The organism is Pseudomonas syringae pv. tomato str. DC3000 (assembly GCF_000007805.1).
GTDB classification, from domain to species: domain Bacteria; phylum Pseudomonadota; class Gammaproteobacteria; order Pseudomonadales; family Pseudomonadaceae; genus Aquipseudomonas; species Aquipseudomonas avellanae.
Genome location: NC_004578.1, coordinates 2,931,537 through 2,951,238, shown reverse-complemented (window position 1 = coordinate 2,951,238; position 19,702 = coordinate 2,931,537). Strand labels below are relative to the sequence as shown.

The window sequence follows — 19,702 nt, the reverse complement described above, 5'->3', positions numbered from 1 at the left end:
AATTCCTAGGCCGTGAGGTCACGAAGGTTGCGGACGATGACCTGCTGACCCAGCGGGATCTTGAAGGCGTTGTGTTCGTAGGCACGGGAGCCCTTCATCGCCTGCGCTGCGACCTGAGCGAAGGTGCCCATGTCGGCGCGCTGGCCGATCAAGGCGCGCTCGGCCTCAACGGCCCGCCACGGCTTGGTGCCCACGCCACCCAGCGCGATACGCGCATCGGTAATGCGCTTGCCGTCCATCACCACAATCACTGCACTCGACGCCAGCGCGAACTGGTAAGACGTGCGGTCGCGCAGTTTCAGATAGGAAGAGCGACTGCCTGCCAGCGGTGCATCCAGGGTCACATGAGTGACCAGTTCGTGGGCCGCCAGTGCGTGTTCGCGTTGCGGGGAATCACCCGGCAACAGGTGAAAGTCGGCAAACGGGATATCCCGCGAGCCGTTGACGCCCTGAACGGTAATCTGCGCACCAATAGCCGCCATGCCCACACACATGTCCGAGGGGTGCGTCGCAATGCAGTGATCACTGGTGCCCAGCACCGCATGCACGCTGCGGTTCAGGCCGCCGATGGCTGCGCAGCCAGAACCGGGCTGGCGCTTGTTGCAAGCCGAGACGTTGTCGCGAAAATACGGGCAACGCACGCGCTGCAGGAGGTTACCCGCGGTGGTGGCCTTGTTGCGCAACTGGGTCGAGGCGCCCGCCAGAATCGCTTCGGACAATACCGGGTAACGCTGCTGCACCAGCGGGTGGCTGGCCAGGTCAGTGTTGCTGACCAGCGCACCGATACGCAGACGCCCATCAGGCAGCGATTCGACCTGTTTCAGCGCCAGGTGGTTGATGTCCACCAGTTGCTCGGGCTGCATGACGTCCAGCTTGACCAGGTCCAGCAACGTGGTGCCGCCTGCCAGATAGAAACGCTGACCCTGACCCGACGCCGTGCTGAAAGCCTGTGCGGGCGACGCGGCCCGTGAATAATCGAACGTGCGCATCAGACTGCTCCCATCTTCGAGCGCGCCGACTGCACGGCCGACAGAATATTCTTGTAGGCACCGCAGCGGCAGATGTTGCCGCTCATGGCCTCCCTCACGCTGGCATCATCGGACCCAAGATTGGGATCCTTGAGAATCGCGACTGCGCTCATGATCTGCCCCGAAGTGCAGTAGCCGCACTGGTAAGCATCGTGTTCCCAGAAGGCTTCCTGAACCGGATGCAGCTTGCCGTTCTCGGCCAGACCTTCGATGGTGGTAATGCTGTCGCCCTGATGCTGCACCGCGATGGACAGGCACGAGTTGATCGCCACGCCGTTGACCAGCAACGTGCAGGCACCGCACTGGCCGTGATCGCAGCCTTTCTTGGTGCCGGTCAGTTGCAGGCGGTCACGCAGTACATCGAGCAGTACTGCATTGGCCGGAACGTTCAGGGTATGCACCTGGCCGTTGACCTTCAGCTGAATACGGTGCTCTCCGGCGGCGGGTGCGTCGCGGTCTTCCACAACCGGCAGCACCGGTGCAACGGGCGCTGCCTGAAGCATGCCGTCGGAAGGTATCCAGGTGGAAAGCGTGGCTGCAGCAATGCCTGAAGCGCCAAACTTGAGAAAATTTCGGCGCGATGGCTGCACGGCACGGTCGTCCACAGCAGCGTCCTTGTGCTTCTTGGGTTCACTCATCAGGGTCACTCGGTATTAGCCGACGCTGCTATAAAGCGACGGACGTTATGGTGTGGTCAGCGGCCCGGACCTTGAACCGTATGCTTACAAGCCGCTCGCTGACACGTTGCTGTCGTCGGCAATAAGAACCAAAACGCTATCACCGGTAACTGTTTAACTGGCGAGCGCGGCTAAAGTTCCAACTCATTGACGGGGTACCTGTGTCCAGAGATTGCATCCTCTGTACACGACAGCCGACTGTTGACCCTAACAGCCGGCAGGAGCCTTGATTAGCCGCGCGCACCCACAAGCCCTTGTGAACCAGGCTCATGAATGCCATTGATTGGGATCAAGTTCGGGAAGATTTCATGGGTGATTCCGTCAGACGGGCTAAAGACTGGGGGCGAAATGACGATACAGACAGCGGCTAGATCAACCTTGAAGCGTCTAAATCAGGGCATTCAAGCCTGATTTGATGATGGCATCTCGCAACGGGGGTGCACATTATGCGAAAATGCCGCGTCTTTGCCGATACGGCACCGTGGGTGTGGCGCAGCATGCGTGCATAAATGACGCGTCAAACGTGCCTCCACGCCCCAATGCGGCGTCTCAGACTCCGTGAACAGGCTGACAAGGCGTGTCTGCAGCAGCTCTAAGGGTAACGATTCCCGGTGCAGCGCAGTATGCCAATAGAGCAAATGTCACTCATGACGCTGAATCCAATGATGATAAGAAGTCAGCGCAGCAGGACATAAATTGAGGTCTCGAGCGGTATTATATTGGCCTTGTATGTCCACCTCTAGTCCCTTTGGGTGCGAGCGTTTGTCGCATGCTTCGATGCGTGTGACAGACCTGATCCTGAGGAACAGTCGGCGGATGGCGTTTATCAAATGGATGGCAGAATGTTTAAAAAAGTGAATACGGCCCTTTTGGGTATGGCCATTTCCATGGGCTTGATGCCTGTGCAGGCGGCTGAAACCAAGAAAGTCGACGTACTGCTCGTCGGCGGCGGCATCATGAGTGCAACCCTGGCGGTCTGGCTCAACGAGCTGGAGCCAAGCTGGTCGATGGAAATGGTCGAGCGCCTCGATGGCGTCGCCGAAGAAAGCTCCAACGGCTAGAACAACGCCGGTACCGGTCACTCGGCACTGGCCGAACTGAACTACACCCCGGAAGACAAGAACGGCAACGTTGATATCTCCAAGGCTATCGAGATCAACGAAGCGTTCCAGATTTCCCGTCAGTTCTGGTCCTGGCAGGTCAAGACCGGCGTTCTGAAGAACCCGCGTTCGTTCATCAACTCCACACCGCACATGAGTTTCGTGTGGGGTGACAACAACATCCAGTTCCTGCGCAAGCGCTACGCAGCCCTGCAAGCCAGCCCGCTGTTCAGCGGCATGCAGTACTCCGAAGACCACGAGCAGATAAAGAAGTGGGTCCCGTTGATGATGGAAGGTCGTGACCCGGCGCAGAAGCTGGCCGTGACCTGGAGCCCGATCGGCACCGACGTCAACTTCGGCGAGATCACCCGTCAGTTCGTCGGCAACCTCAAAACCAAGTCCAACTTCAACCTGCAGTTGTCGAGCGAAGTCGAAGACATCACTCATAACGACGACGGCACCTGGCGCGTCAAGTACAAAAACCTGAAAGACGGCACCACCACCGAAACCGACACCAAGTTCCTGTTCATCGGCGCCGGCGGTGCTGCTCTGCATCTGTTGCAAGAGTCGGGTATCCCGGAAGCCAAGGAATACGGCGGCTTCCCGGTTGGCGGTTCGTGGCTCGTCACCGAGAACCAGGACCTCGCCATGCAACACATGGGCAAGGCCTACGGCATCGCGTCGACCGGTGCCCCGCCCATGTCGGTTCCCCACCTGGACACCCGTGTTCTGGATGGCAAGCGCGTGATCCTGTTTGGCCCGTTCGCGACCTTCTCGACGAAGTTCCTGAAAAACGGTTCGTACTTCGATCTGCTGACCAGCACCACCACGCACAACGTGTGGCCGATGACCCGCGTCGGTATCGAACAGTACCCGCTGATCGAATACCTGGCCGGTCAGGTGATGATGTCTGACGACGATCGCTTCGCTGCTCTGCAACAGTACTTCCCGAACGCCAAGAAAGAAGACTGGCGTCTGATGCAGGCTGGTCAGCGCGTGCAGATCATCAAGCGTGACGAAGAAAAAGGCGGCGTTCTGAAACTGGGTACCGAAATCGTTGCTTCCAAGGACGGCTCCATTGCCGGTCTGCTGGGCGCATCGCCAGGTGCTTCGACTGCCGCGCCGATCATGCTCGGCGTGCTTGAGAAGGTCTTCAAGGACAAGGTAGCGACCCCGGCCTGGCAGGAAAAACTGCGCCAGATCGTGCCTAGCTACGGCACCAAGCTGAACAACAACCCGGATCGCGTTGCCGAGGAATGGGCTTACACCGCCGAAGTCCTGCAACTGACTCCACCACCGCCGGTAAACAAGACAGGCACGGCTCCAACGCCTGCTGCCCAGCCAGCGAAAAGCAATCCAGCCAGTGACATGGCGCTTTAAGGCTTTCAACGCTTGAAGCAGAGCCCCGCCAGACCTTGTCTGGCGGGGCTTTTTTGTATCTGCGGTATACCATCCGCAAAAATCAGTTAAAACCACGCATCTCCCCGGCACCTGTTATGGTGGCCAGCTTCCTTCGATCTCTGGCTTGCATCAGCAGAGCGCATTATCCAGGTCTCCACGCCGCACCTTCGCGGCAACCTCGCATTTTCTTGCGCTGTCAATCTGGGCCGCTAGCTGCCCGAAGCTTCGCTGTGGCTGACGAAAACCTCTCCAAATTCCTCGTACTGCATGACAAATGCATTGTGTGGCAACTGCAGCGGCCGGCTGTTTCCGGGTGAAATATCAGATGGAGTTGATGCATATGATCGAGCACACACTGGACGCGAATCCCGATGCAGCGCTTGAAGCAGCGCTTGCTGAATGTGCACGTGAGCCGATCCGGATCCCTGGCGCGATTCAGCCTCATGGCGTCTTGCTCAGCGTCGCAGGTGATCCGCTTTGCATTGAACAGGTCAGCGCCAATTGCGCGAAGAGTCTTGGCCTGGAAAGCGCCGAGCTGCTGGGCCAACCCCTGTCGATCCTGCTGTCAGCGGCACATTCAATGCTCATCAATCAGGCGTACAGCCAGCCTGCGATGCCCAACAGCGATCCGATACGACTGACGGTGAGGGCCGTGGATTACAATGCGTCGCTGAGCCGTGCCGGGGATGTACTGATCATCGAGCTGGAGCCCTTTGTCGAAGCCGCTCACGAACAGTCCAGAATCATCACCCGTGTGTTGCGCAATCTGCAGGCCGCCACAACCCTGGAGACGCTGTTCGATATCGGCGTGCACGAGATTCAGGCGCTCACCGGTTACGACCGGGTCATGATTTACCGGTTCGAGCCCGAGGGTCATGGCAAGGTCGTTGCCCAGGCACTTACCGGCCCCCTGCCCAGCTACAGCGGCCTGAACTTCCCGGGCTCCGACATTCCCGCCCAGGCGCGAGAACTGTATCGCCTGAACTGGATTCGGCTCATTCCCGATGCCACCTACGTTCCTGTGGCCTTGATACCGACGTTGCGACCCGCGACCGGGCAACCGCTGGACTTGAGCCTCTCGACACTGCGCAGCGTGTCTCCTGTTCACTGCGAGTACCTGAAAAACATGGGCGTGCGCTCATCCATGAGTATCTCGCTACTGGACGGCGGCGAGCTGTGGGGGCTGATTACCTGCAGCCATCCCGAGCCGCTGCTGGTGTCCAGAGAACTGCGCGATGCCTGCGCTATGATCGGCCAACTGTTGTCAGTAAAGATTTCCGCAATCGTCGCCACTCATATTCAGCGCGAGCGCGAAGAAAAAGTCGTCCTGCTCGGGCAACTGGCGGATGCCATGAACCGCGCCGACCATGAAATTCTCCACGGTCTGGTAAGCCGTCCACAGCTGCTTCAGGCCCTGACGCAGGCCGATGGCGCGGCCGTGCTGATTGACGACCAGGTTCATCTGTTCGGTCAATGCCCCACATCCGAGGAGGTTCGAGCCCTTTACCAGTGGATTCGTGACACCGGCCTCACCCGCCAACGGTCCAAAGAGCGTGCCACGGGCCTGCAAGGGCTGGGCGTGTTTCACACTGACTCAATGCAAAGAGAACGTCCCGAGAGCGCCGCCTACCGCGAGACTGCCAGCGGGGTCATTGCCTTCACGCTGCCCAAGCCGGTCGACAATGCCGTCATGTGGTTTCGCTCCCAGCTTGCCTCCACCATGAACTGGAGCGGCAACCCGGCACATCATGTCAGCACCCGCGCGGCAGGCTCGGCAAGCCATGGCCTGCGTCCACGGCAATCGTTCGATGTCTGGAAGCAGGAAGTCACCGGCATCGCCCGCCCTTGGTCGCGGGCAGATCTTTATGGCGCCGAAGACATTCGCCGTTCAGCCCTGGAAAGTGACCTGGAACGCCAGGTGCAGCGCGAGCAGGAAGCGGTTCGCTTGCGTGACGAACTGGTTGCGGTGGTTTCCCACGACCTGCGCAACCCGATGTCTATCATCATCATGCAATGCGGCATGATGCAACGCTGGGCGGTCGACGACACGAACTTTGAAAACCGCAACATCCGTCGCGCCCTGGGCACCATCGAGAAAGCCACAACGCGCATGAACAGCCTGCTCGAGGATCTGCTCGACACCGCGCAGATCGAGGCTGGCCGTTATCAGTTGTCGCGCCTTGCATTGAGTGTCACCAGCCTGCTTGAAGAAGCCTGCAGCCTGCTGGTCATGCTGACGACCGAGAAGAATATCGAGCTCAATTGCACCTCTGCGCAGGGCCTGGTGATCGACGCGGACCCGGAACGGATCTTTCAGGTGCTGTCCAATCTGGTTGGCAATGCCATCAAGTTCACCCCCAAAGGCGGTCGAATCAATATCGACGCAGTGGCCGATGGTGACGACGTGCTGTTCAGGGTCAGTGATGACGGGATCGGCATTCCGGCGCAACACCTGCCCTATATTTTTCAGCGGTATTGGTCAGTGAAAGAAGGCAACCCGCGTGGCAACGGCCTGGGGCTGTACATCTGCCAGGGCATTATCACCGCTCACGGCGGGCGTTTATGGGCCGATAGCTCGCTTGATTCAGGCAGTGTGTTTTCCTTCACGCTGCCCATGCACCAAGGGCAGGACACGATTGGCGAGTCGACCTTCCTGAAACAGAGCGGCACCACACACCGCCTGGCGCAATCGATTTCCAGCAAGCTGGAGCGTCAGCAACTGGAAGATCGCCTGACCCGCGCGGGGTTGTTGAACGAGTTGAATCACCGGGTCAAAAATACGCTGGCAACCGTTCAGGCTATCGCTTCTCTTACGGTAAACAGCTCGACCTCACTCGATTCCTTTCGCAAAAGCTTCGATGCACGCCTGTTTGCACTGAGTCAGGCGCGCGCAGAGTGGATGTCCACCGAGCTGGCCGATCTGCTGGCACAGCTGCAAGACGTGAACGGCGGGCAGCACCGGATTACCTTCACAGGAGACCCGGTCAGACTCGAACCGCGGATTTCCCTGACGCTTTCAATGGTGCTTCACAAACTGATGGCCAATGCATTGCAACATGGCGCGCTTTCCTCGCCTGCAGGTCAGGTGACGGTGGCGTCCACCTTGAACAGTCATCACAACCCGCCCACGTTGAGTATCGACTGGCTGGAAACAGAAGGCCCGCCGGTCGTTGCGAGCAACGTAAAAGGCTTTGGCCTGCGTTTGATACGCCGCAGTATCGAGCGCGAACTCAAAGGCAAGGTCGACATCAAGTTCGCCAGTACAGGTGTCAGTTGGTCAATGCTGATCCCGTGGCCAGAAAAGCCGGAAAGCAGTCTATGAATTCAAATGCAGACAACCAGCGCCCGGCCCAACGGGTGTTGCTGGTGGAAGACGAGACGATGCTCGCGATGCTGATGGAAATGATGCTCGAAGACCTGGGTTTCGCTACGGCCTATCACGCCAGCACGCTGGACGACGGCATCGAATACGCCCGCCATGGCGACTACGACCTCGCCATACTGGACGTCAACATCATCGGCGGTAATTCGTTTCCGATCGCCGCCGCTATCGCCCATCGCGGCATCCCCTTCATGTTTTGCTCGGGGTACGGGCGCCTGGGGATACCCGACGTATGGATCGACCAGCGCTGCGTTGCCAAACCGTTCAGCGCCGAGCAACTGGACAAGGCACTGAGCGAGTTGCTCAACGTGTGAGCACTGCAGTTTTGCGGTGGCGATTGTCGATCAACATGGCGATCAGAACCGTGGAGCCCATCGCGTAGCCAAGCCCGAGCGTGCGGTCCATGAAGTCCGACATCGTGGTGCCAGCAGTGCTGGTTGAAAGAATGACCAGCCAGTAAAGCACCGGGTGATAATAAAAACCTGATCAAGGCCAGGCCAGAGGCAAGCCGCCCGCTGCAGGCGGCTTTCTGGTTGATCAGGGCGCGCCGAACAGCATGGTCCAGTAAATACCGTATTCGGTGTCGCTGCCCTTCGCGTACGCCGCGCCCACTTCGGTGAACATCGGGTTCATCAGATTTGCGCAGTGTCCTGGACTGGCCAGCCAACTGGCCATGGCTTTGCTCGCAGAACTCTGCCCTGCAGCGATGTTTTCCCCAATCTGCCGTCCGCCATAGCCCGCCGCCCGTGCACGATCGGCGGGTGAATCGTTATCGAAGCCGCGATGGGTGAAGTAGTTTTCGCTGGCCATCGACTGGCTGTGTCCCTGCGCGGCCATTTCCAGTGTGGTGTTCCAGGTCAGCGGGCGAGCCGACGGAAAAGGTCGTTTGCCACACATCCGCGGCTTGGCCCGCGCAGCATTGACCTGCGCCAGCAACAGTCGGCCAGCAGAACGCGCATCTTCCAGCTTGCTGCTGTCGATCAACGGCTTGGCCAGCACCACACGCCAATCGGCTCCCTCCTGAGTAATGCCGATGTCAGCGTATTGCGGGTCGAGCAAAGCGCTGCAGTAGCGGCTTTTGAGGATGCCGAACGCTTCGCTTGCGCTCTGCGCACCGACCAGCCGAAGGGTCCGCACCGTCACCGCCTGGTAACCCGAGGTCTTGAGCGCATCGCGAGAACTGCCGGAAAAATCGATTGGCAGGGCCACGTTCGCCTTGAGCACCAACGGCCTGGAGGCCTTGGGCGTGTTTGCTTCACAACGCTGCGGCTGAGCACGATAGTCGTTGATCGACTCGACCAGCTGTCGCTCGCCACCGGCAATGGCGGCGCCGGCAAGCGGTGCCAGCAGCGCGATAAGAGGCCAGGAAAGAAAACGCATTTGAGGCATTGGGGGCTGGCTCTGGAGGGATGGTAACCGCTGTGCACCTTGATTTTCAGGGCCCGAATAGGACCCTGAAAAGCGCACAAGGTTCATGCCTTCTTTCTGGCTGTGAGCCACTCGACTCGCTATCGAGGGCGAGCAGCCCGCACCTCGGGTTTGGCCAGCTCGGCACGGCACGCCGCGACTTCGTTGAACGAAGGCAGCCAGAAATAGACTGCCCCTGCCACGCAGGCCACCAGCGCGAGCTGTGCGGTAAGAAAGTAAATCCAGCTACGTTTGTCGAGCGCCTTGGCTGAAGCGTTGTAGAGCCTGGCAGCCCTAATCGCCGCAGCGTCTGCTTCATCGAACTTTTCGCAGAGCAGCTTGGCCGCTTTGGTAGAGGTGCGGTCCACGGAGCTGTCGATACTCTCTGTGACGGTGCCTTCCAGCTTGCTTAGCCTTTGCTCGAAGCCCTTTTCAAGCGCTCTCAAGGACTCGGCTGTTTTGATGGAAGCATCCTGATTGGCTTTGGCAGCTTCGAGTATTTTCTGTGCAGCGCCAAAGATCAGCTCAAAATTCCGGTCGTGATCCACTGCCTGGTTTTCTCTGTTCATCATCGCTCCATGCCCTTTTTGCTCAGCTTGTGTACAGGTCCTTTACGCTCGAGTTCCGGCATTTGCCTTTGCAGCTCGATGGACCGGTCAAAATTCTTGTTGTACTCGATCCACTGGCCGTGCGGCAGGTTCAATTCCATCAAATCGCGCAACGCGGCGAAATGCAGCCCGCCGCCACTGCCCGCGATGAGCACCAGCCCGGCCGTACCGATGTCTTCCGGCCCTTGAGCCAGCCTGACAAGGTCCAGATAATCTCGCTCGTTCTGGCTGCCCTGGGCCGTAACGCCCTGCAAAATCCCCTGAGCCAGCTCCTGTATGAAGTCCTGAAACCTCTCGGGCGTCTTGGGTCTCAGACGATGACCCTCACCGAGTGCATCAAGATAAGGTTCTATCCGGGCCTTGAGCGCAGCCTCCGGCACAGGCGCTGTTTCGATGTACCAATGCACCCTGCGTGATACGTCAGGCAGGCTGGGTAATTGCTCGAGTCGCTGCGACAGAACCTGGCACAGGAAGGCGTGGCGGTTTTGTTCTTTCATGGATTTGTTGGCTTCGGTCTTGAACTCGATCAGCCTGACCGTTCCCGGAAACGCCATCAGCACATCACCCAGCCTTTTGTCATCGGGGGTCTGCTGGAGCAGATTGACCATACTGGGCAACTGTCCCGATTTGAGCTGCGCGCCAAGGGCGAACCCTAATCCGTAGAGAAAATTCCCGATGACGACGTTCTCGTAGAGCTTCATTTCACATCCCGTGTGAGAGTAAAAACTTCGTTCGCAAAACTTGCCTTCAAGCAACTGCAGGCTTCAACACCCGTCAGCCTTTCGCCAGGCCGACGCGGCGAGTTCCAGCCCGTCGATTATCAGCTTCAAGCCGAACCTGAACTCCTCCTCCACCGAAATACCGGGCAGATGGCGTCCGGCGGTGGCAATGGCCGGGTATTCGCTCGCATCAAGCGCGGCGAAAAACTCGACCAGTTCCTCGCCTTCCGCAGCCTCGCTTGAGGCGCTTGAGTGTTGTTGTATGGCAAAACCCAGTACGTAGTGGGCGACCGACGTGTAGGCACGGGCAGCCAGTTCGGCAGGGAAGCCGTTGGCCAGAAACAGCGCAATACCCTGCTCGCGGCGCTTGAGCCCGTTAGGCCCGATGGGTATCTGCGACACCAGCAACGGCAAGATACCCGGATGCCTGCGCAACACGCCATAAAGGCGCTCGGCCCCGGATGCGCAGGCCTTTTGCCAGGAATATCCTTCGCTGCCCTGCCCTTGCGGTACGAGTTCAACCGCCTCGGGCTGATCCGCAAGCAGTTCGCCCAGCACGCTATCGACCACGTAAATCAGTATCTCGTCCTTGCTGGCGAAATGCCGATAGAGCGTCGCCGTCCCGGACCCAAGGCGCTCGGCAAGCATGCGCATATTGAATGCCTGCGCACCCACCTCATCGACCGCTTCAAGTGCCGTGGCAACAATCCGCTCGACCGACACGGAAGGACGACCCCGCCCTGCGCTTTTTTCCACGCGGGGTGCGCGATTCATCCACCAGCGAGGGCTCCCGGGAACGGCTTGGCACTTCAAGTCTTCAGTCATGCGCAGATTATAAGCCCAACATGAGCGCTTACGGCTAGCCCCTGTTTTGCCGCCAACGCTGTCGCCGTTCGTCTGTTTTCCCGTTTGGCGAGGTATCGGATTCGTTGACAGAAACAATTTATGGATACATCGTATCCGAAATAAAAAATAAACGATCAGCCGCTGGAAGTGGCTCCCACACATGCGGAGTTCAGATGCGTCAGAAGACGATATTTTCTCCAGGCAGGCACCTTCAAAATGCATACATACCCACCTGTTGAGCAGGACATTTGCGACGTTCTGATTATCGGCTCCGGACCCACCGGCCTGACCCTTGCCTGCGACCTGGCCCGGCGCGGTATCAACGTCAGAATCATTGAAAAAGCGGCGGCGCCGTTCAATGGCTCTCGCGGCAAAGGTATACAGCCGCGCACTCTGGAAGTGTTCGATAGCCTTGGCGTCGCAGCGCCTCTATTGCGCGCCGGGCAGCTGTATCCGCCGATGAAGTTTCATGTTTCGTTCCTGAGCATCAAATGGAACATGATGAAGTACCAGAAACAGGCAGCAGATATCCCCTACCCGAACGCATGGCTGGTGCCGCAATGGCGCACCGAGCAGGTGTTGCGTGACCGACTGGCAGAACTGGACATTCAGGTCGAATGGGCAACTGAAGCCTGCGACATCAAACAGAATGCCGAAGGTGTCACTGTGCAGCTCGATTGCCGAGGGCAGACTTGTACGGTGCACGCACGCTATCTGGTCGGCGCTGACGGTGGCAAAAGTTTCGTGCGCAAGCAACTGGGCGTTAACTTCGCAGGCGCGACGTCTCGGGAAGGCCGGATGATCGTCGGCGACCTGGAGGTGGACGGGCTTTCACGGGATGCATGGCATATATGGCCGATGCGCAAAGGCGCGATGATCGGCCTGTGTCCAATGCCGCATTCAAACCTGTTCCAGCTGATGATGCGCCTGGACGCCGACGAACCCGTTCCGGAGCTGTCAGAGCACACCCTTCAGACCCGCTGGCTGGCAGCCACCGGCCAGAAGAAGATTCGCCTGCACAGCCCGACGTGGCTTTCAGTGTTCCGGCCCAATGTGCGCCTGGCCGAGCGCTATCGGGTCGAACGGGTGTTTCTCGCGGGCGACGCTGCCCATGTGCACACCCCCGCCGGCGCGCAAGGCCTCAATACCGGTGTGCAGGACGCCTGGAACCTGGGCTGGAAACTCGCAGCGGTGCTGGGGGGCGCGCCCGAGGCACTGCTCGACACCTACGAAGAGGAACGCAGACCGGTGGCGGCGGCAGTGCTGGAGTTGTCCAGCGAACTGTTCAATAACACCACCGGGGCAGGCATCCCCAGGTTCAGGCGTGGCGACAAGGAGCGGCAATTGTTGCTCAACTACCGCGGCAGGTCGCTTTCACTGAACAGTACAGACAACGTCGACGGCAAGGTCCAGGCAGGCGACCGCGCACCCGATGCCACCTGCTCGCAGCAGCGCTGCGGGAGCACACAGCTGTTCGACGTCTTCCGGGGCGGGCACTTCACACTGTTGGCGTTTGGTGCGCATGCCATCGCTGCGACGCAAGCGTTCGACAGCCACGACAAGCACTGCCTGCGGACCTTTGCCGTGCGGCCCAAGCACGTCGGTGATGACCGCGACGGTCTGGTTGATGAAGCCGGTCAGGCGTGCGAAGCCTATGGCGTGAGCGCTGAGGAAAACATCATCTTTCTGGTACGTCCCGACGGGTATGTCGGTCTGGTGGCCGTGGGCGACTTTGTGGCGGCAATCAAGCGCTATCTGGCCAGGGTGACCGGCCCACCCGGCCAGATCACCGGCCGCGACATGTAAACGACACGCGCCATCGCACACTGATACACGCCAGAAAGATCACTCAGAGAGCCGCCGTCATGAAACACTTTTTCCTTCCCGCACTGACCGTTGTTGCTTTTCCTGCCCTGTCGTTGCCGTTTGCCCACGCTGAACCGGGCGATTTCAGCCTGGGCCTGGGCGCGGCAATCAGCGAAAGCCCTTATGCAGGCGTCGGCACACAGGTCAACCCGATTCCGTTGATTAAATATGAAGGCGAACGTTTTTACGTGAACGGCGTAACCGCGGGTTATCACCTGATCAACACCGAGTCGTTCTCCCTCGATGCCATTGTTGCCCTGCAGATGGACGGCATCGATCGTGACGACTTCGGTCGCCGCGAACTGGCCAGAAACGGCATCGACCGCGACCTGCTGGAAGACCGCGACAATGGCATCGACGCAGGCTTGGCCGCCAAACTGCGCGGCGCTGCCGGCCAGCTTGAAGGGGTCGCCAAAAACGACATCAGCGGTGCCAGCGATGGCTACTCGCTGAACCTTGAATACGCGTACCCCTTCACCTGGGGCAAAACCCGCTTCAAGCCCAACATCGGTGCCACCCATATGTCTGGCAACCTGGTGAATTACTACTACGGTACGCTGAAAGAAGAAGAGCAACGCGGCATTGCCCGGTACCGTCCAGGCAGCGCCACGGTGTCCTATGCCGGTCTCGGTTTTTCCCGGTCCATCGGCAAACAGTGGGAAGTCTCGGGCAACCTGCGCTACAGCGCACTGCCGGATGAACTGAGCGACAGCCCGCTGGTGGAGCGTGACACGGACAGTTCCACGTCGATGTTTATCGGCATATCAAGAAAGTTCTGATGCCCGGCGCCGCCTGTGTGGCCCTGAAGTCGACTCACCGCGAGCCCATCATGATCGAACGATCACTGAGTGTTTTAATCGTCGAAGACAATCTGGCGCTGGCCGCCAATATGTTCGACTACCTGGAAGCCTGCGGACATACGCTGGATGCGGCGCCCGACGGCAAATCCGCGATGCGTCTGATCAGCGAAAACCACTACGACGTCATCGTGCTGGACTGGATGATGCCGCGCATGGACGGCATCAGCCTCCTGCGTCACCTGCGCACCCAATTGCGCAATCCGGTGCCGGTGATGCTGCTGACCGCCAAGGACCAACTGGACGACAAGCTGCTGGGCTTTGAGTCGGGTGCGGACGATTACATCGTCAAACCGCTGGCCCTGCCTGAGCTGGAAATTCGTCTGCGGGTGCTGGCTGCCCGCCGTCATCAGCGCTCGGATGTGCGGCAGGTGCTGGAAGTCGCCGATCTGTGCTTCGACCTGGGCACACAAACCATCATGCGCGGCGGTGTCCAACTGCCCTTTTCGCCGATCAGACGAACCCTGCTGGAGGTGCTGATGCGCAACTCGCCGCACGTTGTTACGCGCACGCAACTGGAGCTGCTCATCTGGGGCGACAGCGTGCCCGACGGCGACCTGTTGCGCTCGCACATGCATTTGCTCAGAAAGACCATCGATGGCGAGCGGATCGCCGAGCAAAAGCTGCTCCATACAGTAACGGGCATTGGCTTTCGCCTGTGCATGTGCGCATGATCAGTCTCCCTGGCCGCCGGGGCAGCCTGCATCGTCTGATCAGCGCAATTTTGCTGGGTTTCGGACTGTTGATGACCACCGGCCTGGCGACTCAGGGGTTCATGAGCCAAGAGCTCATCGATCACCCGATCTGGAAAGAATTGCTTGAAACCGCGACAGCCAATGCCCTTGCAGACACGCCACAGCCCAAACCCCAGAAAGGCGACAGAATTCAGATATGGAAACTGTCGAACGACACCCACACTGATACTGCCGCGACCGGCATGCCGCTTTTTCTCGCATCACTTGCACCAGGTTTCTACAGCGAGGGCGATCTGGACCGTAGAGCTTCAGGCTTTTCCGACCCCGACTACGCCGTGCTGGTCACCTCGCTGGGCAAGGAACGTTTGGTAGCGGCCATCGACATCAGCGATCTGGAGCGGGAGCAGAACCTCATCGCAATCATCGGAGCGACTTTTCTGGTCATGAATCTGATGCTGATCATTGCCGTGATTGCCTGGCTGTACGTGCGCCTGCACCGCCCGGTTCAAGCGCTTGCGCTGGGCATGAAGCAACTCGACCCGGAACGCCTCTCGCAACGACTGCCGATGCACTATGAACAGGAAGAACTCAAGGACATTGCCTGGGGCATCAATGCACACCTGGAACGGGTCGAACAGTTCATGGCTCGTGAACGCGCCCTTCTCGATCAGGCCAGTCATGAGTTTCGCACGCCCATTGCGGTGATCAGCGGCGCGCTGGATGTGCTGGCCAGGCAAACGCTGCCAGCCTGTGCCGCGCCGCCGATCCAGCGCATGCGGGCAACTGTGGACAACCTGACCGAAATCATGGTCGCGCTGCTGTACCTGTCGCGCGAACCTGTGGCCTCAAGCCCGGACGACCCTGTCGAACTGGACCGCTTGTTGCCCGGCCTGATCAAGGATCACCAGCACTTGCTGGACGGCAAACCCGTGCAGTTTTCGGTGCACATCCACCAGACGCTCAGCCTGCGCGTGCCGGAGGCGATGTTGCGCATCGCCATTGGCAACCTGTTGCGCAATGCCGCCGAAAATACCTACGACGGAACAATTGCCGTGCGCCTCAAGGAAGGCGTGTTGAGCGTGACCGATTCGGGCGAAGGCTTCGACACGGCGCAAGCCGCCCGCCACTACCTGTCACTGCTGAGAAACTCGACCAGAGCAGGCACTGGAAAGGGCCTGGGGCTGTTTCTGGTGCGGCGCATCTGCGAGCGTTTTCAATGGAGGCTGACGCTGGAGTCAATGCCGACACTGGGCACCCGAGCGGGGCTGGATTTCCGGGTTCAGGCAGTGATGGGCGAGTGAGCCCAGTGTCGAATCCGCAGCGCCACACAGGCGCTGATCACGTACAGGCCGTAGGAGAGAAACCCGTGAATCCCCCCACGGACCAAGGTATCGGTGTCAGCGACGCTTCATCCGGTCAATGATCACCGCCAACAGCAGAATCGTGCCGCGAATCACGTACTGGTAGAAGGTGTCGATGTTCTTCAGGTTCATCGCGTTCTCGATGATTGCCAGAATCAGCACGCCAGCGATCACATGACGAATCATGCCGATACCGCCACTTAGCGAGACCCCGCCCAGCACACAAGCCGAGATGATGGTCAGCTCAAAGCCCTGGCCGATCATCGGTTGGCCCGAGGTCATGCGGGAAGCCAGTACCACACCCGCCAACGCACCGATCAGGCCGTGTACTGCGAAGATGATGATCTTGGTGCGATCGACATGCACGCCCGCCAGCAGCGCGGCTTCCTGGTTACCGCCGATGGCCATCGTGTTGCGCCCGTAGGTGGTGTAGTTGAGCAACCAGCCGAAGAACATGAAGCAGGCGATGGTGATCAGAATAGGCACCGGCACGCCGTAGATCTGGCCATTGCCGAAGATGAAGAAGTCTTCGTTGGAAACACCGACGGCCTTGCCGTTGGAGAAGATATAGGCCAGCCCGCGCACGATCTGCATGGTCGCCAATGTCGCAATCAGCGCATTGATACGCAGCTTGGCGATGACGATGCCGTTGATAAGGCCAACCACCAGCCCCAGCGCCAGCGCTGCCGACACACCGAGAAACACGCTGTCGGTGTCGCGAATGACGATACCGGCGATGACCCCGGAGCAGGCCAGCACCGAGCCCACCGACAGGTCGAAGTGCCCGGACGCCAGGCAGAACAACATGGTGCAGGCGGCAATGCCCACGGTAGAAATCGCCAGGCCAAGACCGCGCATGTTCAGCGGTGACATGAAGTTGTCGATGAACACGGCACACAGCAGGAAAATTCCCACGGCAGCCAGGAGCATCACCCAGTCATCGACAAAACGACGCAGGTTCATGCCCTGACGGGGAGCCTGAAGGCTGGATTCGGTAGACATACGCACCTCTTTTTTATTGTTCATGGTCAGGGGACCGTTTTTAGCCGCGCGTGCGTGGCAGAGCCAATTGCAGAAGTCGCGACTCGTCAGCCTCGTCGCGGTTGAGTTCACCGGTAATGGCGCCTTCACTCATCACCAGAATACGATCGGAAATGCCCATGACTTCCATCAGGTCGCTGGACACCACGATCACGGCAATGCCATCGGCGGCCAATGTGTGAATGATCTCGTAGATCTCGGATTTGGCTCCGACATCGATCCCGCGGGTCGGCTCGTCCAGCAGCAGGACTTTCATCGGCATCGACAGCCAGCGACCGAGAATGGCTTTTTGCTGATTACCGCCGGACAGAAACATGATCTGTTGCTCGGGCGATGGCGTCTTGACGTTCATCGACTTGATCTGAGCACGCGCGTTGTCCCGCTCCCAGCCGCCCTGGATCAGGCAGCCAAGATTCACATGCCGGGGCCGCGCACCGATGTTGATGTTCTCCGCGACGCTGGACAGCGGCACGATGCCTTCTTTCTTGCGGTCTTCCGGGCAGAGCAGCACCCCGGCCGCAATGGCATCACGTGGCGACTTCAAAGTCAGCGGCTGACCGTCCAGTTGCAGGCTGCCGGCGGTACTGCGCGTCAGCCCGGAAAGAATGCGAAACAGCTCGGTACGACCTGCGCCCACCAGACCGAAAAAGCCCAGCACCTCGCCTTTCTGCACGGCGAAACTCACTGGCTCCTGCAAGCCCAGCCCCAACAGACCGGTGACCCGCAGGCTCGGCCCCTGATGCTGACGTGGACGATAGTTGTAGATGTCCTGAATATCGCGACCGACCATGCAAGTCACCAGCCGGTCGTGGTCCAGATCAGCCATCTGCTCGAAGGTTTTGACAAAGCGCCCGTCCTTGAAGACGGTCACGGCATCGCAGACCCGGAAGATTTCTTCCATACGATGCGACACATACAGAATCACCCGCCCCTCATCCCGCAGCCGCACGATGATCGCCATCAAACGGTCGATCTCGCGCGCCGACAGGCTGCTGGTGGGTTCGTCGAACGCGATGACATGAGCGTTGCGCGACATGGCCTTGGCGATTTCCACCAGTTGCCGCTGGCCCAGCGACAGGTCGCCCAAGCGCGTGCGCGGGTCGATCTCGTCGGCCAGACCTTTGAGCAGCTCACCGGCTCGACGGTACATGGCGCCACGATTGATCAAGCCGAAACGATTAGGCATGTGCCCGAGCAGCAGGTTCTCGGCGACGGTCATTTCCGGCACCAGATGCAGCTCCTGATGAATCACCGCCACACCCGCCGCGATACTCTCGGCGGTGGATTTGAATTGATAGCTGTGCTCACCGATCTGCAGGGTGCCGCTGTTGGGCTGATAAGAGCCGCCCAGAATCTTCAGCAGCGTGGATTTGCCTGCGCCGTTCTCCCCCATCAGCGCATGGACACTGCCAGGGCGGGCCTCGAAGCTGATGTCCGAAAGCGCCTTGACGCCGGGAAATACCTTGCAGATGCCATTGAAGCGCAAGGCACCGCCTGTGGCTGTTTGCTCGATAGCCTGTTGCATGAAACCAACCTCCTCGCACGTGTGAGGGGCCTGAAAATCAGGCCCCTCGTTCAGCTCACTTCCACAGACCGATCTTGGTCAATACTTCCTGGAAGTTGGCGCGGGTGATCAATGTCACGTCGTCCATGGCGGTGTATTTAGGCGGCTCCACACCTTCGGTGACCCACTTATACATATACAGCGCGGTGTTGTAGCCTTCCTTGTCCGGGCTTGGCAGCATCGAGCCAAAGAAGCCGCTTTCCTTTTTCTTCAGTTCGTCGATGGCATCGGTGCCGTTGATGCCGATACCGATCACGTTTTTGGCGCTGAAACCGTTGCTGGCGGTAGCGCGTACGCCACCCAGTACGGTGTTGTCGTTCATGCCGCCGATGATCAGGTTTTTCGCATCGCCCGGCAGTTTTGGCAGCGCCGAGTTGGTGGCGTCCATGCTGCCCGGAACATCAAGGGTTTTCTGCGCGGTGAACAGGATGTGATCTTTCGGCAAACCGGCCTCTTCAAGCGCCTTCACAGAACCGTCGGTGCGTTTCTTGCCGGTGTCCAGTTCGTTGTAGGTGTTGATGATCGCGTAGGTGCCTTTCCATCCGCCCTCATCCCACTTGCGGTTCTTCGCTTCGGTGGCCATGGCGGCCCCCTGCTTCTGACCCACTTCGAAGGCTGCCATGCCCAGATACGGCACGTCCTCCATAAAATTGCCTTTGGCGTCGACAAAACGATCGTCCACGGCCATGACTTTCAGGCCGAGCGCCTTGGCCTTGGCCACGATTGCAGGGCCCAGAGAAACATCGGGCGGGCAGATCACAAAGCCCTTGGCGCCGTTGGCGGCCAGGCTGTCGATAGCGGAAAGGGTCTTTTCACCGTCTGGCACGGCAATCTTGAGCACCGTAAAACCATGCTCCTTGCCGGCTTTTTCGGCAAATGCCCATTCAGTCTGGAACCAAGGCTCTTCAGCCTGCTTGACCAGGAAGCCGATTTTGACTTCTTCAGCAGCAGAGGCAACACCACTCATGCCGAGAATGGCAGTGGTGACGGCGGCACAGCACAAGGAACGAATCCCGTGACGACTCAACATAGCTAACTCCTTATTTTTATTGAATAGCTACAACATTCAGCGAGGTGGCGGTCGAGAACGCAGATGCGTCCAGAACCGATCAAATAGTCATACCATATAATGAATGACTGCTATGTAACC

Annotated in this window: 15 protein-coding genes and 2 pseudogenes; 7 read left to right on the top strand and 10 right to left on the bottom strand. The window is 59.2% G+C overall.

Annotated elements, in window-relative coordinates:
* Positions 1 to 5 precede the first annotated feature (5 nt).
* Together PSPTO_RS13730 and PSPTO_RS13725 are read right to left on the bottom strand one after the other, a co-directional pair.
* The gene (locus PSPTO_RS13730; RefSeq protein ID WP_005762709.1) at positions 6 to 989 is read right to left on the bottom strand and encodes an FAD binding domain-containing protein; all 984 of its coding nucleotides are present in this window, start codon (positions 987 to 989) and stop codon (positions 6 to 8) included.
* A complete protein-coding gene (locus PSPTO_RS13725) occupies positions 989 to 1,666 on the bottom strand; it encodes a (2Fe-2S)-binding protein (RefSeq protein ID WP_005762712.1) in 678 nt (225 codons plus the stop codon). The genes PSPTO_RS13730 and PSPTO_RS13725 overlap by 1 nt, the downstream gene beginning before the upstream one ends.
* A gap of 881 nt (positions 1,667 to 2,547) precedes the next feature.
* Here PSPTO_RS13725 and mqo point away from each other — a divergent pair.
* The 3 genes and pseudogenes from mqo to PSPTO_RS13710 all read left to right on the top strand — a co-directional run bounded on the left by mqo (position 2,548) and on the right by PSPTO_RS13710 (position 7,902).
* A pseudogene (gene mqo, locus PSPTO_RS13720) lies at positions 2,548 to 4,185 on the top strand (malate dehydrogenase (quinone)).
* Between the two features lie 361 nt (positions 4,186 to 4,546).
* The gene (locus PSPTO_RS13715; protein ID WP_011104130.1) at positions 4,547 to 7,528 is read left to right on the top strand and encodes an ATP-binding protein; all 2,982 of its coding nucleotides are present in this window, start codon (positions 4,547 to 4,549) and stop codon (positions 7,526 to 7,528) included.
* On the top strand, positions 7,525 to 7,902 hold the full coding sequence (locus PSPTO_RS13710; protein WP_011104129.1) for a response regulator: 378 nt from the start codon (positions 7,525 to 7,527) through the stop codon (positions 7,900 to 7,902). The genes PSPTO_RS13715 and PSPTO_RS13710 overlap by 4 nt, the downstream gene beginning before the upstream one ends.
* A 28-nt stretch (positions 7,903 to 7,930) precedes the next feature.
* On the opposite strand, the pseudogene PSPTO_RS13705 reads toward PSPTO_RS13710, so the two are convergent.
* The 5 genes and pseudogenes from PSPTO_RS13705 to PSPTO_RS13685 form a co-directional block, all read right to left on the bottom strand.
* Positions 7,931 to 8,062 (bottom strand): annotated as a pseudogene (locus PSPTO_RS13705) (hypothetical protein); the annotation flags it as partial.
* A 63-nt stretch (positions 8,063 to 8,125) separates the two neighbouring features.
* Positions 8,126 to 8,977 (bottom strand): CAP domain-containing protein, encoded by an 852-nt coding sequence (locus tag PSPTO_RS13700; RefSeq protein ID WP_046463494.1) that lies wholly within the window; start codon positions 8,975 to 8,977, stop codon positions 8,126 to 8,128.
* A gap of 119 nt (positions 8,978 to 9,096) precedes the next feature.
* Positions 9,097 to 9,564, bottom strand: coding sequence for a hypothetical protein (locus tag PSPTO_RS13695; protein ID WP_005762727.1), 468 nt, complete (start codon positions 9,562 to 9,564; stop codon positions 9,097 to 9,099).
* Positions 9,564 to 10,304 carry a hypothetical protein gene (locus PSPTO_RS13690; RefSeq protein ID WP_005762729.1) on the bottom strand — a complete coding sequence of 247 codons (741 nt, stop codon included), beginning with the start codon at positions 10,302 to 10,304 and terminating at the stop codon, positions 9,564 to 9,566. Before PSPTO_RS13690 ends, PSPTO_RS13695 begins: the two co-directional genes overlap by 1 nt.
* A 63-nt stretch (positions 10,305 to 10,367) precedes the next feature.
* On the bottom strand, positions 10,368 to 11,096 hold the full coding sequence (locus PSPTO_RS13685) for a TetR/AcrR family transcriptional regulator (RefSeq protein WP_005762731.1): 729 nt from the start codon (positions 11,094 to 11,096) through the stop codon (positions 10,368 to 10,370).
* Positions 11,097 to 11,384: 288 nt separating this feature from the next.
* On the opposite strand from PSPTO_RS13685, the gene PSPTO_RS13680 reads away from it, so the two are divergent.
* Genes PSPTO_RS13680 through PSPTO_RS13665 form a run of 4 tightly spaced genes read left to right on the top strand, consistent with a single transcriptional unit; the run spans position 11,385 to position 15,887 of the window.
* Positions 11,385 to 12,974 carry an FAD-dependent oxidoreductase gene (locus PSPTO_RS13680; RefSeq protein ID WP_005762732.1) on the top strand — a complete coding sequence of 530 codons (1,590 nt, stop codon included), beginning with the start codon at positions 11,385 to 11,387 and terminating at the stop codon, positions 12,972 to 12,974.
* A 59-nt stretch (positions 12,975 to 13,033) separates the two neighbouring features.
* Positions 13,034 to 13,813 carry a MipA/OmpV family protein gene (locus PSPTO_RS13675; RefSeq protein ID WP_005762734.1) on the top strand — a complete coding sequence of 260 codons (780 nt, stop codon included), beginning with the start codon at positions 13,034 to 13,036 and terminating at the stop codon, positions 13,811 to 13,813.
* 50 nt (positions 13,814 to 13,863) lie between these two features.
* On the top strand, positions 13,864 to 14,565 hold the full coding sequence (locus tag PSPTO_RS13670; protein ID WP_011104125.1) for a response regulator transcription factor: 702 nt from the start codon (positions 13,864 to 13,866) through the stop codon (positions 14,563 to 14,565).
* The gene (locus PSPTO_RS13665; RefSeq protein WP_005762738.1) at positions 14,562 to 15,887 is read left to right on the top strand and encodes a sensor histidine kinase; all 1,326 of its coding nucleotides are present in this window, start codon (positions 14,562 to 14,564) and stop codon (positions 15,885 to 15,887) included. Before PSPTO_RS13670 ends, PSPTO_RS13665 begins: the two co-directional genes overlap by 4 nt.
* Positions 15,888 to 15,983: 96 nt before the next feature.
* Here PSPTO_RS13665 and araH read toward each other — a convergent pair whose 3' ends face one another.
* The 3 genes from araH to PSPTO_RS13650 are packed head-to-tail and all read right to left on the bottom strand — an operon-like array spanning position 15,984 to position 19,582.
* Positions 15,984 to 16,949: an L-arabinose ABC transporter permease AraH gene (araH, locus tag PSPTO_RS13660; protein WP_003377005.1), complete on the bottom strand. Its 966-nt coding sequence runs from the start codon at positions 16,947 to 16,949 to the stop codon at positions 15,984 to 15,986.
* Between the two features lie 40 nt (positions 16,950 to 16,989).
* Positions 16,990 to 18,513 (bottom strand): L-arabinose ABC transporter ATP-binding protein AraG, encoded by a 1,524-nt coding sequence (gene araG / locus PSPTO_RS13655; protein ID WP_011104123.1) that lies wholly within the window; start codon positions 18,511 to 18,513, stop codon positions 16,990 to 16,992.
* A gap of 55 nt (positions 18,514 to 18,568) precedes the next feature.
* Positions 18,569 to 19,582 carry a substrate-binding domain-containing protein gene (locus PSPTO_RS13650; protein WP_007245978.1) on the bottom strand — a complete coding sequence of 338 codons (1,014 nt, stop codon included), beginning with the start codon at positions 19,580 to 19,582 and terminating at the stop codon, positions 18,569 to 18,571.
* Positions 19,583 to 19,702: the final 120 nt, after the last annotated feature.

Bases quoted from the DNA above. Each gene is read 5' to 3' on its own strand.
- PSPTO_RS13715 (WP_011104130.1), top strand. From the start codon at position 4,547: ATGATCGAGCACACACTGGACGCGAATCCCGATGCAGCGCTTGAAGCA.
- PSPTO_RS13685 (WP_005762731.1), bottom strand. From the start codon at position 11,096: ATGAATCGCGCACCCCGCGTGGAAAAAAGCGCAGGGCGGGGTCGTCCT.
- PSPTO_RS13730 (WP_005762709.1), bottom strand. From the start codon at position 989: ATGCGCACGTTCGATTATTCACGGGCCGCGTCGCCCGCACAGGCTTTC.
- PSPTO_RS13725 (WP_005762712.1), bottom strand. From the start codon at position 1,666: ATGAGTGAACCCAAGAAGCACAAGGACGCTGCTGTGGACGACCGTGCC.
- PSPTO_RS13700 (WP_046463494.1), bottom strand. From the start codon at position 8,977: ATGCCTCAAATGCGTTTTCTTTCCTGGCCTCTTATCGCGCTGCTGGCA.
- araH (WP_003377005.1), bottom strand. From the start codon at position 16,949: ATGTCTACCGAATCCAGCCTTCAGGCTCCCCGTCAGGGCATGAACCTG.
- PSPTO_RS13710 (WP_011104129.1), top strand. From the start codon at position 7,525: ATGAATTCAAATGCAGACAACCAGCGCCCGGCCCAACGGGTGTTGCTG.
- PSPTO_RS13670 (WP_011104125.1), top strand. From the start codon at position 13,864: ATGATCGAACGATCACTGAGTGTTTTAATCGTCGAAGACAATCTGGCG.
- PSPTO_RS13665 (WP_005762738.1), top strand. From the start codon at position 14,562: ATGATCAGTCTCCCTGGCCGCCGGGGCAGCCTGCATCGTCTGATCAGC.
- PSPTO_RS13690 (WP_005762729.1), bottom strand. From the start codon at position 10,304: ATGAAGCTCTACGAGAACGTCGTCATCGGGAATTTTCTCTACGGATTA.
- PSPTO_RS13650 (WP_007245978.1), bottom strand. From the start codon at position 19,582: ATGTTGAGTCGTCACGGGATTCGTTCCTTGTGCTGTGCCGCCGTCACC.
- PSPTO_RS13695 (WP_005762727.1), bottom strand. From the start codon at position 9,564: ATGAACAGAGAAAACCAGGCAGTGGATCACGACCGGAATTTTGAGCTG.
- PSPTO_RS13680 (WP_005762732.1), top strand. From the start codon at position 11,385: ATGCATACATACCCACCTGTTGAGCAGGACATTTGCGACGTTCTGATT.
- araG (WP_011104123.1), bottom strand. From the start codon at position 18,513: ATGCAACAGGCTATCGAGCAAACAGCCACAGGCGGTGCCTTGCGCTTC.
- PSPTO_RS13675 (WP_005762734.1), top strand. From the start codon at position 13,034: ATGAAACACTTTTTCCTTCCCGCACTGACCGTTGTTGCTTTTCCTGCC.